The organism is Curtobacterium sp. ZW137 (assembly GCF_003762905.1).
Classification (GTDB): Bacteria; Actinomycetota; Actinomycetes; order Actinomycetales; family Microbacteriaceae; genus Curtobacterium.
In genome coordinates this window covers 149,566-165,761 of record NZ_RJKS01000002.1, presented here as the reverse complement: position 1 = coordinate 165,761, position 16,196 = coordinate 149,566, and the positions used below count along the sequence as shown (strand labels likewise).

Below are 16,196 nucleotides of genomic sequence, written 5' to 3'. Positions count from 1 at the left end.
CAGACGGACCCGCGCGCTACCCCTCGAGGATCGCGTCGCGCACCTTCCGGCGCAGCACCTTGCCGATCATCGAGCGGGGGAGGTCCTCCACGACGACGACCCGGCGCGGCACCTTGTACGCCGCCAGGTGCTCCCGGGCGTAGGCCCGCAGCGCGTCGGCATCGAACGAGGCCGGGTCACGCGGCACCACCGCGGCGACGACCTGCTCGTTGCCCGCCTGGGTGATGCCGACGACCGCGACCTCCCGGACGCTCGGGTGCTTGACCAGGGCGTCCTCGACCTCGGACGGCGAGACGTTGAAGCCGCCCGTGATGATGAGCTCCTTGAGCCGGTCCACGATCCGCACGTACCCGTCCGCGTCGATCGCGACGATGTCCCCGGTGCGGAACCAGCCGTCCGGGGTGAAGACCTCGTCGGTGGCCTCGGCCTTGCCCCAGTACCCGCTGAACACCTGCGGCCCGCGTACCTGCAGCTCGCCGGACTCGTCGACGCCGAGGACCCGGGTGGCGTCGTCCAGGTCGGCGACGCGGGCCTCGGTCGAGGGGAACGGCAGCCCGATCGTCCCGAGCCGCCGGGCGTCGGACACCGGGTTCGCCATGATGACCGGGGAGCACTCGGAGAGCCCGTAGCCCTCGACGAGGTACCCGCCGGTGCGCGCCTCCCACGGCTCGACGATGTCCTGCGACAGCGGCATCGCGCCGGAGATCCCGATCTCGATCCCCTGTAGAGAGACCTTCTTCGAGTCGGCGGCGTGCTGGAGCCGGGCGTAGATCGGCGGCACGGCCGGCAGGAACGTCGGCGGGTGCTGCTTCATGGCGGTGAGCACGAGGTCCGGGTCGAACGCCGGGAACAGCACCAGCCGGGAGGCCATGCTCATCGCGAAGGTCAGGCAGAGCGTCAGCCCGTACGCGTGGAACATCGGCAGGATCGCGTAGACGACGCTGCCGTCGCCGGGCTGGATCTGCGGCACCCAAGCGCGGGCCTGCGCGGCGTTCGCGATGAGGTTCCGGTGCGTGAGCACGGCGCCCTTCGGGGTGCCCATCGTGCCGGAGGTGTACTGGATGAGCGCGGTGTCCGTCGTCGCCGGACGCGGGTGCTTCCGGGGCAGCCGCCGCGACGCGACGAGGTCGTCCCACTTCGTGGTGCCACGGACCTTCGTCGTGAGCTTCGCGCGGGACTCCCGGGCCTTCGCAACGGGCAGGGTCAGCGCGAGCCGGGTCCTCCGCGGCATCGCCTTCGTCAGGTCGACCGACACGATCGCGTCGAGCCGGACGTCGGACGGGAACTCCTGCAGCGTGGCGACGGACTTGTCCCACGCGATGACGACCCGGGCGCCGTGGTCCTCGAACTGGTGGCGGAGCTCCCGCGGCGTGTACAGCGGGTTGTGCTCGACGACGATCGCCCCGAGCCGCAGGACCGCGTAGAACGCCACGACGTGCTGCGGGCAGTTCGGCAGCACCAGGGCCACGCGGTCGCCGGCCGTGACGCCGAGCTTCCGGAGCCCGTTCGCCGCGCGGACGATCTGGTCCTCGAGTTCGGCGTACGTCGTCGTGCGCTTGAAGAACTCGAGGGCGACCTTCTTCGGGAACCGCTTCGCCGACTGCTCCACCAGGTCGACGAGCGAACCGGTCGGCTCCTCGATGTCGTGGGGGACGCCGGGGGCGTAGGCGGCAAGCCAGGGACGGGGCGTGTCGATGCTCACCCGTCCAACCTAGCTGGCGTGCCCGGGGCAATGTCAGGAGCACGACGGACGATGGGCGCATGTCCTTCGTCACCGACGCCTTCCGCTCCCGGCTCAACACCACGTTCACCGGCGGTGCGACCGAGCGTCCCGCGTGGGTGGACGAACTCGAACAGGGCGACGACGCGGGCTTCTTCGGCCCCGGCTCCGCGACCTGGGCGGTGCACGGCGGCAAGCAGACGATCGTCGCGGGCGTCCGGGCGCTCCTCGTCCAGGCGCTGCACCCGGGTGCGCTCGCCGGCGTCGCCGACCACTCCCGCTACCGCGAGGACCCCTTCGGCCGCCTCGCCGGCACGATCCGCTGGATCTACACCGTCTCCCACGGCGACACCGCGACGGCCCGTGGCGCGAGCGAGTGGGTCCTGCGCCTGCACGAGAAGGTCCGGGGGCAGTACGTCGACGGCCACGGTGTCACGCGTGACTACACCGCGAACGACCCCGACCTGGCCCGCTGGGTGCACCTCGCCTTCACCGACGCCTTCCTCCGTGCCGCCGAGCAGTGGGGCGACCCCATCCCGGGCGGCGCCGACGCCTACGTCCGGGAATGGGCCATCGCCGGACGGCTCATGCGCGTCGAGGACCCGCCGGAGTCCGAGGCGGAGCTCCGCGCCCAGATGAACGGGTACCTCGACCGCGGGGAACTCGCCGTGACGCCGCGCACCCGTGACGTCGTCCGCTTCATCAGGAACCCGCCGCTCGCGCGCATGCTCCGGCCGGGCTACCAGGCGCTGTTCCAGGGTGCCGCGTCGACGCTCGACCCGCGGCACCGGTCGATGCTCGGGCTGCGAGCGCCCTCGCTCGGCCCCCTCGAGTTCCCGGTCGGGCGGACGACGGGCCTCGTCCTCGACGGCATCGGCGCGGTGCTCGGCAACCAGACCGGCAGCGAGCGCGCAGCGCTCGTGCGCATCGCGCGGCTGGAGCGCTCGGCCGCGTCACCAGCGGATCCGGTGGGGTAGGACCCGGCTCACGACCGGACGGGAGGCCCGGTGCCAGCTGGCACCGTGCCTCCCGTCCGTCACGTGGTGACGTCAGAAACCGGACGGCACCCGGGGCGTGTACGCGGACTCGAGCCGCGTCACCTCGTCCTCGGTGAGGTCGATCGACGCGGCTGCGACAGCGTCGTCGATGTGGTGCTCCTTCGTCGCGCCGACGATCGGTGCGGACACCGCGCTCTTGCCGGCCACCCACGCGAGCGCGATCTGGGCCATGCTCACGCCGCGGTCCGTGGCGATCTGCTCGACCGTGCCGACGATCGCGCGGTTGGCGTCCTCGTCCTGGCGGTACAGGGTCTTGCCGAACTGGTCGGTGTCGGCACGGGACCCCGAGCCCTGCGCGTCCCACGGGCGGGTGACCTTGCCGCGGGCGAGGGGGCTCCACGGGATCACCCCGACACCGGTGTGCTCGCAGAACGGGTGCATCTCGCGCTCTTCCTCGCGCTCGAGCAGGTTGTACTGGTCCTGCATGGACACGAACTTCGTCCACCCGTGCAGCTCGGCGGTGTGCTGCATCTCGGCGAACTGCCACGCCCACATGCTGCTCGCGCCGATGTAGCGCGCCTTGCCGGACTTGACGACGTCGTGGAGCGCTCCCATCGTCTCCTCGACCGGGGTGTTCGGGTCGAAGCGGTGGATCTGGTAGACGTCGACGTAGTCGGTGCCGAGGCGGGTCAGGGACGCGTCGATCTCGTGCATGATCGCGACGCGGGAGAGCCCGGCACCGTTCCGGCCGGGACGCATCCGGTTGAAGACCTTCGTGAGGACCTGGACGTCCTCGCGCGGGCCGAGCTCGCGGAGCAGCATGCCGGTGATCTCCTCGCTGGAGCCGTCGGAGTAGACGTTGGCGGTGTCGAACGTCGTGATGCCGGCGTCGAAGGCCCGACGGACGAACGGGCGGGCCTCGTCGATGCCGACGCTCCACTCGTGGGAGCCCTTCGTCGGGTCGCCGTAGGACATCATCCCGAGGACGACGTTGCTGATCTCGAGGCCGGTGCCACCGAGGCGGGTCGTGCTGATGCTCATGCAGCCACCCTGGCATCGCGGCCTGTGACGGCGAGCAGGCGGACCTGGAGCGGTGCGTCCTCGCCGACCTCGACGGGGGCCGCGTAGAGGCCCGTTGCCGCGAGGGACTCGATCTGCGGTTCGAAGTGCTTCCACACGGCCTCGACGAGTTCGTCGGGCAGCGCGTCGTCGCTCCCGGTGGCACGGGCGAGGTCCCACGTGTGGATCGTGATGTCGCTCGTCTGCTCCGCGAGGTACTCGCCCGCGGTCACGACGTCCGTCGCGAGGTGCACCGGGGTGTCCTTCGGGGCGCGCTGCCAGGCCTCGGTGGCGGCGCCGGCGAAGCGCTGCCACTCCGTCACGAGGTCGTCGCCGATCGGTTCCAGGTCGGCCTCGGCCTGGGCGTAGTCGCACCCGGTGAGGAGGAGCGGGATCCAGCGCTGCTCGTCGACCACGTGGGCGACGAGGTCCCTGGTGGTCCACTCGGAGTCGGGCGTCGGCGCGTCCCATTCGGTGACGGCGGCGACGCGGCGGCCGAACTCGGCTGCGGCGAGGGCCTGCAACGCGATCCAGTCGGTGGCCATGGTGGTGCTCCTTGTTCGAGGGGGCGTGCGTGTGTGCTGCGTGCGTGCTGCGCGTGCTCGTGCGTGCGTGCTGCGTGTGCGTGCGTGCTGCGTGCGTGCGTGCTGCGCGTGCGTGCGTGCGTGCTGCGTGCTGCGTGCGTGCTGGTGCTGTGCGCTGCGTGCGTGCTGGTGCTGTGCGTGAACCGGCGCACGATGCCCGGGATTCCCGGCGTGCCGCCGCGCTGCCCACCGTACGCGCTGCGCGCTCCGCCCCGCGGCCCGCCCCACCGTGCACGAGCGGGCGAAATGCCGCGGTGCACGGGGCGGGCGGCCCGGGTGTTTCGCCCGCTCGAGCGGATGCGGCGTCGAGCGGCGCCCTCGTCCGACCGCCCGCGCGCGCGCCGGGGGCGCCGGGGGCGCCAAGCGGGCGAAATGCCGCGGTGCATGGCGCGGGCGGCCCGGGTGTTTCGCCCGCTCGAGTGGATGCGGAGTCGAGCGGCGTCCTCGTCCGACCGCCCGCGCGCGCCGGGGGCGCCGGGGGTGCCGAGCGGGCGAAATGCCGCGGTGCACGGGGCGGGCGGCCCGGGTGTTTCGCCCGCTCGAGTGGGCGTGCGTTGCGGACGCCGGGCACGACGAAGCCCCGGCGCCGGGATGGCGTCGGGGCTTCGACTAGGGGGAGGGCTGCCGTGCGGCGCGAGGCCGCAGTCGGGCAGCGGTTGTCGTTCGAGGGTCAGGCCGCCTGGAGGACGAACTGGACGTCGAGGTTGATGGTGACGTCGTTGCCGAGGGTGAAGCCGCCGGCCTCGAGCGCTGCGTTCCAGTTCACGCCGAACTCGGTCCGGTCGATCTTGGTCGTCGCCTCGGCGCCGAACTTGACCTGGCCGTAGCCGTCGGTCGTGAAGCCGCCGAGCTCGGCCTTGAGGACGACCGGCTTGGTGACGCCGCGGAGGGTCAGGTCACCGGCGATGTGCAGGTTGTCGCCCTTGGCCTCGATGCCGGTGGAACGGAAGGTGAGCTGCGGGTGCTCCTCCGTGAGGAAGAAGTCGCTCGTCTTGAGGTGCTGGTCGCGCTGCTCCTGGCCCGTGTTGATGGACGCGACGTCGATGTTCGCCTCGACGGTCGACTCGAGCGGGTTCTCAGCGGTGACGACGGTCGCGTCGAAGTTCTCGAACTTGCCCTTCACCTTGCTGATCGCCAGGTGGCGGACGGAGAAGGTGACCTCGGAGTGGGTCGGGTCGATCTTCCAGGTGCCGGTCTGGTAGCCGGGAACGGTGTCAGCGGTGAGCGTCATGGTGGTGTCCTTCCGGGACGACGGAGTTCGTGGTGCGACGCGAGCGAACCGGAGCCCCGATCCATGCGCCCGCATCGAAGTTGATGCTACGCCATTGTGCACCCAATTGGTTGAAGCGTCAACCAATGTTCATCGGAGCGCCGTCGACCGCGTGTCGTGGCGTCCAGCGGTACCGACGTCGAGCAGCCGACGGATGCGCCAGACGAAGCGGTCCACGTTCCGTCCGAGGTCGTCCGCTGTCGATCGGACCAGCCACCAGTCGACGTCCTTCAGGTGTTCACCACGGGTGAGGTCCTTCTTGAACGTGCCTGGATCGGTTCGGTGGAGGTCGCTCTCGTACTCGATCGCCACTCGGGCTTCCGGGTACGCGAGGTCGACGCAGGCGATCCAGACTCCGTCGACCACGACGTCGTGGTTCAGGGCCGGTTCGGGGAGTCCACGGCGAACGAGTGCGAGTCGCGTTCTGGTCTCTCCTGGGGACCGCGATCCCACCCGGATCTCGAGGAGCGCCGCGCGCAGTTTCACGATGCCCCTGATCCGTCGACGGCGCCGAACCGCTGCGGTCAACTCGTCGACGGTCAGCCATCCGAGCCAGCCCACGAGTGCATCGCCGGCGACGATGAGCTCGTCGAGGGTGAGGAGGGTCGCGAGCGCGACGAACGTGTCGGCCGGATGACTGATCGGCACCCCGCGCGCGTGTGACCAGCGCACCGTGCCGTACCGCGCGCGGTGTCCGACGGCACCACGGACGCGGAGTGCCTGGTCGACGCCGATCGTCGTGACGTGCAGCCGGAGATCCCGTTCGATCCGTCGGGGGAGCGGGACGCCGATGATCGCCGCAGCGGTGACATGGCTGAAGACCTGGTCTGCTCGCAGCCGCGGGGCGAGCGCTCGAGCACGTTCCTCGGTGGTTCCTGGCGGCGCCGGGGAGCGCACCCCGTGGTACGGACGGACGAGGTCTCGCGCGTCGAGTCGGCCTCGGGGAACCCCTCGGTGGAGTGCGTTGCGTACGCGGAACGAGGCATTGCGGAGTGCCGACGGGAGTCGACGTCTGGCGGTCATCTCCACATGCTCGTAGGGGGACCGCCGTCCAGGTGGTGAGTCGAGCCTCCACTGTGGACCGTCGAGACGGACACCCGCTTGTGGAGGAGGCGCCACGGAAGTCGAGCGGGCGGAATGCCAGTGTCCGACGGCGGACGGACCCGGGTATTTCGCCCGCTCGACGTCCCCCCCCCCGTCCCTCCCGCTCGACCTCCCCCGTCCCTCCCGCTCGACCTCCCCCTCCCGCGGGAGCGCGGCCGCGGCGCGCGGCGCGCCGCGCGGGAGGCCCCGCGGGGGCCTCCCGCGGCGCCGGGCGCGCGCGGTAGCGTCGGAGCATGGAATTCAGGTACCTCGGCAACTCCGGCCTCAAGATCTCCGAGATCACGTACGGCAACTGGCTCACCCACGGCTCGCAGGTCGAGAACGACGTCGCCACCCAGTGTGTCCGGGCAGCGCTCGACGCCGGCATCACCACGTTCGACACCGCGGACACGTACGCCAACACGGCGGCGGAGACGGTCCTCGGCGAAGCGCTCAAGGGTGAGCGTCGTGCCGGCCTCGAGGTCTTCACGAAGGTCTACTGGCCCACCGGCCCGAAGCAGCACAACGACGTCGGCCTCTCCCGCAAGCACATCATGGAGTCGATCAACGGCTCGCTGACCCGCCTCCAGACGGACTACGTCGACCTCTACCAGGCGCACCGCTACGACTACGAGACCCCGCTCGAAGAGACCATGCAGGCCTTCGCCGACGTGGTGCGACAGGGCAAGGCGCTCTACATCGGCGTCTCCGAGTGGACCGCGGAGCAGATCCGCGCGGGCGCGTCGCTCGCGAAGGAGCTCGGCTTCCAGCTCATCTCGAACCAGCCGCAGTACTCGATGCTCTGGCGGGTCATCGAGGGCGAGGTCGTCCCCACCTCGAAGGAGCTCGGCCTGTCCCAGATCGTCTGGTCGCCGATCGCGCAGGGTGTGCTGACGGGCAAGTACAAGCCCGGCCAGCCGCTGCCCGAGGGCTCCCGCGCCACGGACGAGAAGGGCGGCGCGGACATGATCAAGCGGTTCATGCGCGACGAGGTCCTCGAGGCCGTCCAGCGCCTGCAGCCGGTCGCCGACCAGGCTGGTCTGACCCTCGCCCAGCTCGCCATCGCGTGGACGCTGCAGAACGAGAACGTGGCCAGCGCGATCGTCGGGGCCTCCCGTCCGTCGCAGGTCACGGACAACGTCAAGGCCGCGGGCGTGACGCTCGACGCCGATGCACTGCGTGCCATCGACGAAGCGCTCGGCGACATCCCGGAACGCGACTCCTCGAAGAGCGTGAGCCCGACCTCGCGCCCCGCGTAGACGCCACCCCACCACGGACGGGAGGCACGGTGCCAGCTGGCACCGTGCCTCCCGTCCGCAGTTGCGGACCGCACCACGCGTACCCCGGATGAACAACGCGTGTCGCGCGTCTGGCAGACCCCTGGGTAAGTACGTACCCCACCCAAACCCAGACGAGAAGCCCCCCGAATCGGGGGCATGACCTCGACCGACACCCTCGTTGTGGTGCCACCTGAACGGGTGACATCCGCAGGCCGGTTCGCGACCCTGATCGCGACCGCCCGCCAACTCGTGTCCTTCGGCGCCATCGGCGCGTTCTGCTTCCTCGTCGACCTCGGCGTCTACAACCTGCTGCGCGCCACGGTGCTCGACGACAAGCCGATCGGCGCGAAGGTCGCCTCGGCCGTCGTCTCGACGGCCGTCGCGTACGTCCTCAACCGCTTCATCACGTTCCGCGCCGAGCGCACCACCGGACGTCGGGAGACGATCCGCGAGGGCCTGCTGTTCGCGCTCACGAACCTGATCGGCCTCGGCATCGCCGCCGGGTGCCTCTACGTCTCGCACTACCTCCTCGGATTCACCTCCACCCTCGCCGACAACGTCGCCGGCAACGGGGTCGGCCTGGTCCTCGGCACCGCGTTCCGGTTCGCCGCGTACAAGGCACTCGTCTTCCGTTCCCGGGACGCACGTCGCACGAAGGAGATCGTCGAATGACACCGCTGAGCACGTTGACCATCGCTGCGGGGCCACTGCTGCAGCCGAAGGACCAGTCCGGCACGTCGGGGAACGTCCCGAACCGGGGCACCACGGACGTCCCGACGGGAGGCTCGGGTCAGGTCCCGCACGCCGCCTGGTCGGTGGGCGAGTGGATCGGCTACAGCGCCCTCATCGCCATCTCCGTCCTGCTCACGCTGGTCGCGCTGTCCACCCTGTGGTGGATGCTGCACGCCTGGCGCTCGCGCTCCGCGCTCCGCGCGACGAGCTTCAGCCAGACGCCGCGTCCCGCGGCGCACCGCTTCACGCTCCTGGTGCCCGGCCGGCACGAGGAGGACGTGATGGGGCAGACGCTCGACATGCTCGCCACGCAGGACCACCCCGACTTCGAGATCATCGCGATCGTCGGCGAGGACGACCCCGGCACCGATCGGGTCGTCCGCGAGGCCGCTGCCCGCCACCCCGGGCTGATCAAGGTGGTCGTCGACGACACCCTGCCGAAGAACAAGCCGAAGGCGATGAACCTGGCGCTGCAGCACGCCACCGGTGACGTCGTGGGCGTGTTCGACGCGGAGGACGAGGTGTACCCGCACCTGCTCACCCTGGTCGACTCGCGGTTCCAGGAGACCGGCGCCGACGTCGTGCAGGGCGGCGTGCAGCTGATGAACTTCAAGTCCAGCTGGTGGTCGCTCCGGAACGTCCTCGAGTACTACTTCTGGTTCCGCTCGCGTCTGCACTTCCACGCCGAGTCGAAGTTCATCCCGCTCGGCGGCAACACCGTCTTCGTGACGAAGGAGCGCCTGGACTGGTCGAACGGCTGGGACGCGCACTGCCTCGCCGAGGACTGCGAGCTCGGGGTCCGGCTCTCCGCCGACGGCGCCAAGGTCGTCGTGGCGTACAGCCCGGAGGCGGTCACCCGCGAGGAGACCCCGCCGACCTTCGCGTCCCTCCTGAAGCAGCGCACCCGCTGGAACCAGGGCTTCCTGCAGGTCCTGGAGAAGGGGGAGTGGAAGAAGCTCCCGACGCTGAAGCAGCGCTTCTTCGCCCGCTACCTGCTCACGATGCCGTTCATCCAGGCGGCGACCGGACTGCTCATCCCGCTCAGCGTGGTCATGATCGCGTTCGTGAAGGTCCCGACGGCGATCGCCCTGGTGTCCTTCATCCCACTCGCCCCGACGCTGATGCTCCTGGCGGTGGAGATCGCCGGGCTCGGCGAGTTCGGACGTCTCTACAAGGAGAAGGTCCGGATCCGCGACTACGTGAAGCTCGTCCTCGGCCTGATCCCGTACCAGGTCTTCCTCGCCGCGGCGGCCGTCCGAGCCGTGATCCGGCACGCCCGGAAGCAGAACGGCTGGGAGAAGACGGAGCACACCGGGCAGCACCGCACCCCGGTGCAGCAGCCCGAGGTGGTCGGCTTCCCGTCCGCCGTCACCAGCCCCGAGCCGGTCTTCGCGACCGCCGGCTCGTCGACCAGCGCCGGAGGTACCCGATGACCGCCAGCATCACCCACACGACCGGCATCCCGGTCCGGGGGACCACCACCGCCACCGGTGTGCGCCTCTGGTTCCAGGTGCACGCCCGGAGCCTCGCGTGGCTCCTCCCCGTCGTGGCGATCGCCGCGGTGGTGCAGGCCTGGAACATGGGCGGCATCCCGCAGCGCATCGACGACGAGGGCACGTACACCGCCCAGGCGTGGGCGATCACCCACCTCGGCGAACTGACCCACTACACGTACTGGTACGACCACCCGCCGCTCGGCTGGATCCAGATCGCCGGCTACACGTCGCTGACGGGAGCGTTCGCGCGGTACCCGTTCGCGGTCGAGGCCGCGCGTGAGGCGATGGTGTTCTTCGCCGCCGTCTCCGCGGTGCTGGTGTTCGTGCTGGCCCGACGCCTCGGCACCGCCCGTCCGACCGCCGCGATCGCGGTGCTCGTCTTCGGCCTGTCGCCGCTCGCGCTGCAGTACCACCGCACGGTCTACATCGACAACGTCGCGACCCCGTGGCTCCTCGCCGCGTTCGTGCTGGTGCTCAGCCGCCGGCAGCAGCTCGCGGGCTTCGTCGGCGCGGCCGCCTGCCTCGGCGTCGCGGTGCTCAGCAAGGAGACCTACCTGCTGGCGCTGCCGTTCCTGGTCTGGATGGCGTTCCGCCGTGCCGACCCGAGCACCCGCCGGTACACGCTCAGCGTCGCCGGCGCGGTCCTCGCCGTGATCGGTGGCGGGTACATCCTGCTCGCCGCGGTCAAGGGAGAGCTCCTGCCGAGCGCCGGCAAGGTCAGCCTGCTCGAGGGCGTGACCTACCAGCTCGGCAGCCGCGAGGCGAGCGGGTCGCTCTTCACCGGCGGCAGCCTGGCGAACGAGGCGGCGTCGCAGTGGTGGGCGCTCGACCCGGTCTTCATCGTGCTCGGCTCGGCCGCCGCGATCGTCGGGGTCTTCCTGCGCCGCGTCCGCCCGATCGCCGCGATGCTCGTGTTCCTCCTCGCGATGATGTTCCGTCCGAACGGGTACCTGCCCGTGCCGTACGTGATCATGCTCGTGCCGTTCGCCGCGCTCCTCGTCGCCTACGTCGGCGAGCGGGCCGTCCTCGCCCTGAGCGGGATCACCGCCTTCCGCGCCCGGACCCGCTTCCGCGGGGTCTCGCGTCGCGCCCTCGGCGGTGCGTGGGCGCTCGTCACCGTCGCCGCGCTCGTGGCCGCCGTGCCGCTCTGGGGCTCGCAGCTCCGCGGGTTCCTCGTCACCGACCTCGACAAGCCGATGGCGCAGGCGGAGAACTGGATCGGCGACAACGTCGACAAGCGCTCCCGGATGCTCGTCGACGACGCGATGTGGGTCGACCTGGTGAACGACGGCTTCGCCCGGAACAACGTGGTCTGGTACTACAAGCTCGACACCGACGGAGCCGTGGAGAAGCAGTCGCCCAACGGCTGGAAGGACTCCGACTACGTCGTCACGACGGACTCGATGCGCACCGGCGGGAACTCGTCGTCGGACGTCCGTCAGGCGATCGCGAACTCCACGAGCGTGGCGACCTTCGGTACCGGCAACCAGGCCGTCGACGTCCGGCAGATCCACCCGCAGGGCGAGACCACCGCGAAGCAGGAGATCACGAAGGCCACCGACCAGCGGAAGACGCTCGGCACGCAGCTCGCCCAGAACCCGGCACTCGAGGCCGACTCCGGGACGAAGTCGCAGTTCCGCGCCGGCCAGGTCGACTCCCGGGCGATGATCGCCCTCGGCCAGGTCCTCGCCGACCGGTCCGTGCGGGTCGACCGCTTCACCCCGATGACCGGCGAGACCGGCCAGGCCTTCCGCCGCGTGGTCCTGCACGCGTCGAGCACGCAGGCCGCGAGCCGGACCGAGCAGACCCTCGAGGCCATGTCCAGCGCCTTCCGCCCGACCTCGGTCGAACGCGACGGCGACACCCTGACGATCGTCTTCCCGACGACCGACCCGACGAGCACCGCGGTCAGCGCATCGTGACCGCCGCCCCCGTGTGCGTCCCGCGCGAGCCCCGTGTGCGTCCCGTGCACGAGCCCCGTGAGCGGGCTCCCGTGAGCGGGCGAAACACCACGGTCGGCGGCACGACCACCCCGGCATTTCGCCCGCTCACGGAGCGCGCGCGGCCCTGACCCGGAACGACCAGCACCAACCGACCCGAAGGAGCACCACCATGAACGCCACCGCACGCACCTCCCGCCGTCGCGTCGCCGTCGTCGGCGCCCTGGCCGCGACCCTCGTCGCCGCGACCGTCGGCCTCGCCGCACCCCAGGCCGCCAGCGCCGCGACCGCCGACGAGGGCTGGCTCCGCGTCGGCCACCTCTCCCCGGACACGAAGGGCGTCGACGTCGAACTGTCGAGCCTGTCCGGCGGCAAGAAGGTCTTCGAGCTCGACGACGTCACCTACGGCCAGGTGAGCCCGTACCAGGAGCTCGCCGCCGGCACCTACGTGCTCTCGATGCGCGCCTCGGACGCACCGGACTCGACCCCGGTGATCTCCACCGACGTCACGGTGCAGGGCGGCGACGCGAGCACCGTCGTCGCGTACGGCAAGAACAAGTCGCTGAAGACCGCGGCGTTCTCCGACGACCTCGCCCAGCCCGGTGACGGCAAGGCGAAGCTCCGGCTCGTCCAGGCCGCGACCACGGCGAAGAAGGTCGACGTCACCGCGGACGGCACCGACGTCGCAACGAACGCCGCGTTCGGCACCGCCACGGAGTACGCCACCGTAGACGCCGGCAAGTGGGACCTCGACATCGCGGGGAGCGGCCAGACCGGCACCGCGGACGTCGACCTCAAGGGCAACACCGTCTCCACCCTGTTCGTCCTCGACAACAGCGCGGGCGACCTGACGATCGTGCCCGTGACCGACGCTGCCGCCACCGCAGCGACGCCGAAGGGCGGGGTCCAGACCGGCGGTGGCGGCACGGCCGCCGACCGCCCGGCAACGGGGTTCCTGCACGCGGTGGTGCGTGTGTTCCGCGGACTGTTCCACTGATCCGGACCGGAGGCCCGGCTGACGTCCGCCGATCCGCTGACGTGATCCGAGCCTCCCGTCCGCTGCCCCAGCCAGCCCGTCGTCCACGGCGGCCAGCCCGTCGTCCACGGCGACCAGCCCGTCGTCCACGTCAACCAGCAGAGAGCAGGCCAGCATGACCCGCAGGAACTGGATCCCCGTCACCGCCGTCGGCCTCGCCGCGGTCCTCGTCGCCGGCGGCATCGCCGTCGCGGCGGTCCGACCCTGGTCGGACCCCGCGCCGGACGCCGGTGGCGCGTCGACCCCGACCTCGACAACCGCGCCGGACGGCACCCGCTCCGCCGCCGAGCTGCGCGCCGCGTTCCTCGACCGGTACGAGCAGGACGGCCGCATCGTCCGCACCGACCAGGGCGACGACACGGTCAGCGAGGGGCAGGCGTACGGCCTGCTCATCGCCTACGCCTCGGGTGACCGTGAGCGCTTCGGTGACATCTGGAAGTGGACGGCGAAGCACATGCTCACCGACGACGACCTGCTCGCATGGCGCTGGACGACCGACGGCGGCATCGCCGACGGGCAGTCCGCGAGCGACGCCGACCTCGACACCGCCCGGGCCCTCGTGCTCGCCGGGTCGTCGTGGGGGAACGACACCTACACGAAGGCCGGCAAGCGGATGGCCGCCGCCGTGCTCGAGCACGAGACCGCGACGACGGACCTCGGGCGGATCCTGCTGCCCGGGCCGTGGGCGGACTCGGAGCCGTACCGGTACGACGCCTCGTACGCGTCGCCCGCCGCCTACCGGGTGCTCGCATCCGCCACCGGGGACGACCGCTGGAAGGAGCTCGAAGCGGGCTCCCGGGCCGTCACGAAGGCCGTGCTCGAGAAGTCCGACCTGCCGAGCGACTGGTCGCAGGTGCACGCGGACGGCAGCGTCGACCCGATGCCCTCCACCGGGAACGACGCCCGGGTGCTGTACGGCTACGACGCGATGCGGATGCCGCTCCGGTACGCCGAGGCGTGCACGAGCGCCGACCGTTCCCTCGCGGCGTCGATCGCGCCGACACTCCGCCGGACGACGCAGCTCGCGGCGCAGCTCGACCTGGGCGGCACCGCTGTGACCGGGGACAGGAGTGCGCTGGCGTACGTCGCGCGTGCCGCTGCCGAGCAGGCCGCCGGGTCCACCGGTGCGGCCGCGAAGGACGTCGACCGGGCCGACCGGACCGCCGCGACGACGCCGACGTACTACGGCGATGCGTGGGCGGCGCTCGGGGCGACGATGCTCACCTCCGACGTGCTCGGCGGGTGCGCGACCTCGGCCGGAGGCGCGTCGTGACCGGGCGGCGGTCGGCGCGTGGGCCTGCTGGTCCGGTTCGCGGTCTTCGGCGTCGGTGGGTGGCCGTGGGGGCTGCCGCTCTTGCGGTCGTCGTCGCGGGGGCCGTCGTGACGGGGGTGGCGTTCGCCTCCGGATCGGGTTCCGGCCCGGTCGCGGGTGCGTCGTCGTCGTCGTCTTCGTCGTCTGGGGCCGGGTCGTCCGGGGCCGGGTCGTCCGGTTCGTCGGCCTCGGCTGCCGCGGGGGACGGGGACACGACCGGGTTCCAGGACCCGGCCGCACCCGCAGCGAAGTCCGACGCCACCCCGACCCGCGTGACGATCCCGGCGATCGGCGTGGACGCCTCGCTCGAGGACCTGCACCGCGGCTCCGCCGGCGAACTGGACCCGCCGAAGGGCTGGGACAACGCCGGGTGGTTCAGCGACGGGATCGTCCCCGGCGAGGTCGGCCCCGCGGTCATCGCCGGACACGTGGACAGCCCCACGAGCGCCGCGGTGTTCTTCCGTCTCGACGAACTCGTGTCCGGCGACGAGATCCACGTCGCGATGTCCGACGGCAGCACCCGGACCTTCACCGTCCAGGACACCGAGCGCGCCTCGAAGTCCGCCTTCCCGACGAGCGACGTCTATGGCACCACCCCCACCCCGCAACTCCGCCTGATCACGTGCGACGGCACGTTCGACACGGCCACCGGGCACTACACGGACAACCTGATCGTGTTCGCATCCCTGTCCGACAGCTGATCCAGCACCCGACCGATACCTTCGACACGGAACTTCGAGGAGCACCATGAGCGAGACCCTGGTCATCATCCCGACCTACGACGAGGCGGAGAACGTCCGCCCCATCGTGTCGCGCACCCTTGCAGCGACCGACGACACGGTGCACGTGCTCGTCGTCGACGACAACTCGCCCGACGGCACCGGCGACATCGCGGACTCGATCGCCGCCTCGACCGATCGCGTCCACGTGCTGCACCGCACCGTCAAGGACGGCCTCGGCGGCGCGTACCTGTCCGGCTTCGCGTGGGGCCTCGAGCACGGGTACGACAAGCTCGTCGAGATGGATGCCGACGGCTCGCACCACCCGGAGTACCTGCCGTGGCTGATCGAGCTGGCGGACACGAACGACCTCGTCCTCGGGTCCCGCTGGATCAAGGGCGGCGAGGTCGAGAACTGGCCCTGGTACCGCGAACTCCTGTCCCGCGGCGGCAACCTCTACACACGACTCGCACTCGGCATCGCGGTCCGGGACGCCACCGGTGGGTTCCGGGTGTTCACCTCCGAGGCGCTCCGGCGCATCGACCTCGACGGCATCGCCTCGAAGGGGTACTGCTTCCAGGTCGACCTGTGCTGGCGCGCCCTCGAGGCCGGGCTCCAGGTCGTCGAGACCCCGATCACCTTCACCGAGCGGGAGTTCGGCGTCTCGAAGATGAGCGGGAACATCGTCCGGGAGAGCCTGACCCTGGTCACGAAGTGGGGCATCGACCGGCGCCTCCGCGAGGCCCGGGCGCTCGCCAAGGAGCACAAGCCGCTGCCGTCGGTGCGGCGCAACGCGCACGCGGTGTCCAACCCGATCCACTGACGAGCGCGCGGCGCGCGCGGCGGTGGCGCTGGCGCTCGCGCCGCGGAGTTTCCGCCGGGAGTGGTCCCGGAAAGCGACAGTGCTCGGCCGGATTCCGGTCGAGCACTGTCGCTTTCGCGCACCACTCCGCCCCTCGCCCGAGCG

14 protein-coding genes are annotated in these 16,196 nt (G+C 71.2%); 9 read left to right on the top strand and 5 right to left on the bottom strand.

The features are described from left to right. Window positions 1-16 precede the first annotated feature (16 nt). Window positions 17-1,702, bottom strand: a complete 1,686-nt coding sequence (locus tag EDF55_RS05945) for a long-chain-fatty-acid--CoA ligase (RefSeq protein WP_123654032.1) — start codon at window positions 1,700-1,702, stop codon at window positions 17-19. Between the two features lie 59 nt (window positions 1,703-1,761). On the opposite strand from EDF55_RS05945, the gene EDF55_RS05940 reads away from it, so the two are divergent. Then, on the top strand, window positions 1,762-2,697 hold the full coding sequence (locus EDF55_RS05940; protein WP_123654031.1) for an oxygenase MpaB family protein: 936 nt from the start codon (window positions 1,762-1,764) through the stop codon (window positions 2,695-2,697). A gap of 72 nt (window positions 2,698-2,769) precedes the next feature. Here EDF55_RS05940 and EDF55_RS05935 read toward each other — a convergent pair whose 3' ends face one another. From EDF55_RS05935 to EDF55_RS05920, 4 genes are all read right to left on the bottom strand, one after another. Then, window positions 2,770-3,753 carry an aldo/keto reductase gene (locus EDF55_RS05935; protein ID WP_123654686.1) on the bottom strand — a complete coding sequence of 328 codons (984 nt, stop codon included), beginning with the start codon at window positions 3,751-3,753 and terminating at the stop codon, window positions 2,770-2,772. Window positions 3,754-3,755: 2 nt separating this feature from the next. Beyond that, entirely contained in the window at window positions 3,756-4,322 is a 567-nt protein-coding gene (locus tag EDF55_RS05930; protein WP_123654030.1) for a TIGR03086 family metal-binding protein, read from the bottom strand. 709 nt (window positions 4,323-5,031) lie between these two features. Next, on the bottom strand, window positions 5,032-5,592 hold the full coding sequence (locus EDF55_RS05925; RefSeq protein WP_123654029.1) for a YceI family protein: 561 nt from the start codon (window positions 5,590-5,592) through the stop codon (window positions 5,032-5,034). Window positions 5,593-5,721: 129 nt separating this feature from the next. Then, window positions 5,722-6,654, bottom strand: coding sequence for a hypothetical protein (locus EDF55_RS05920; protein ID WP_123654028.1), 933 nt, complete (start codon window positions 6,652-6,654; stop codon window positions 5,722-5,724). 314 nt (window positions 6,655-6,968) lie between these two features. Here EDF55_RS05920 and EDF55_RS05910 point away from each other — a divergent pair, with 314 nt between their 5' ends. The 8 genes from EDF55_RS05910 to EDF55_RS05875 all read left to right on the top strand — a co-directional run bounded on the left by EDF55_RS05910 (window position 6,969) and on the right by EDF55_RS05875 (window position 16,052). Continuing rightward, window positions 6,969-7,973, top strand: coding sequence for an aldo/keto reductase family protein (locus tag EDF55_RS05910; RefSeq protein WP_123654027.1), 1,005 nt, complete (start codon window positions 6,969-6,971; stop codon window positions 7,971-7,973). Between the two features lie 177 nt (window positions 7,974-8,150). Next, entirely contained in the window at window positions 8,151-8,666 is a 516-nt protein-coding gene (locus EDF55_RS05905; protein WP_123654026.1) for a GtrA family protein, read from the top strand. Further along, the gene (locus EDF55_RS05900) at window positions 8,663-10,159 is read left to right on the top strand and encodes a glycosyltransferase family 2 protein (protein WP_123654025.1); all 1,497 of its coding nucleotides are present in this window, start codon (window positions 8,663-8,665) and stop codon (window positions 10,157-10,159) included. Before EDF55_RS05905 ends, EDF55_RS05900 begins: the two co-directional genes overlap by 4 nt. Next, window positions 10,156-12,144 carry a glycosyltransferase family 39 protein gene (locus EDF55_RS05895; RefSeq protein WP_123654024.1) on the top strand — a complete coding sequence of 663 codons (1,989 nt, stop codon included), beginning with the start codon at window positions 10,156-10,158 and terminating at the stop codon, window positions 12,142-12,144. The genes EDF55_RS05900 and EDF55_RS05895 overlap by 4 nt, the downstream gene beginning before the upstream one ends. 190 nt (window positions 12,145-12,334) lie before the next feature. Continuing rightward, entirely contained in the window at window positions 12,335-13,159 is an 825-nt protein-coding gene (locus EDF55_RS05890; protein ID WP_123654023.1) for a DUF4397 domain-containing protein, read from the top strand. A gap of 154 nt (window positions 13,160-13,313) precedes the next feature. Then, window positions 13,314-14,471, top strand: a complete 1,158-nt coding sequence (locus EDF55_RS05885) for a glycosyl hydrolase family 8 (RefSeq protein WP_123654022.1) — start codon at window positions 13,314-13,316, stop codon at window positions 14,469-14,471. Between the two features lie 65 nt (window positions 14,472-14,536). Then, window positions 14,537-15,211: a class F sortase gene (locus EDF55_RS05880; protein ID WP_185017172.1), complete on the top strand. Its 675-nt coding sequence runs from the start codon at window positions 14,537-14,539 to the stop codon at window positions 15,209-15,211. 46 nt (window positions 15,212-15,257) lie between these two features. Beyond that, the gene (locus tag EDF55_RS05875; protein ID WP_123654020.1) at window positions 15,258-16,052 is read left to right on the top strand and encodes a polyprenol monophosphomannose synthase; all 795 of its coding nucleotides are present in this window, start codon (window positions 15,258-15,260) and stop codon (window positions 16,050-16,052) included. The last annotated feature ends 144 nt before the right edge of the window (window positions 16,053-16,196 follow it).

Coding starts and splice junctions, on each gene's coding strand:
- EDF55_RS05940 (WP_123654031.1), top strand. CDS start 1,762: ATGTCCTTCGTCACCGACGCCTTCCGCTCCCGGCTCAACACCACGTTC.
- EDF55_RS05930 (WP_123654030.1), bottom strand. CDS start 4,322: ATGGCCACCGACTGGATCGCGTTGCAGGCCCTCGCCGCAGCCGAGTTC.
- EDF55_RS05925 (WP_123654029.1), bottom strand. CDS start 5,592: ATGACGCTCACCGCTGACACCGTTCCCGGCTACCAGACCGGCACCTGG.
- EDF55_RS05920 (WP_123654028.1), bottom strand. CDS start 6,654: ATGACCGCCAGACGTCGACTCCCGTCGGCACTCCGCAATGCCTCGTTC.
- EDF55_RS05910 (WP_123654027.1), top strand. CDS start 6,969: ATGGAATTCAGGTACCTCGGCAACTCCGGCCTCAAGATCTCCGAGATC.
- EDF55_RS05905 (WP_123654026.1), top strand. CDS start 8,151: ATGACCTCGACCGACACCCTCGTTGTGGTGCCACCTGAACGGGTGACA.
- EDF55_RS05900 (WP_123654025.1), top strand. CDS start 8,663: ATGACACCGCTGAGCACGTTGACCATCGCTGCGGGGCCACTGCTGCAG.
- EDF55_RS05895 (WP_123654024.1), top strand. CDS start 10,156: ATGACCGCCAGCATCACCCACACGACCGGCATCCCGGTCCGGGGGACC.
- EDF55_RS05890 (WP_123654023.1), top strand. CDS start 12,335: ATGAACGCCACCGCACGCACCTCCCGCCGTCGCGTCGCCGTCGTCGGC.
- EDF55_RS05885 (WP_123654022.1), top strand. CDS start 13,314: ATGACCCGCAGGAACTGGATCCCCGTCACCGCCGTCGGCCTCGCCGCG.
- EDF55_RS05875 (WP_123654020.1), top strand. CDS start 15,258: ATGAGCGAGACCCTGGTCATCATCCCGACCTACGACGAGGCGGAGAAC.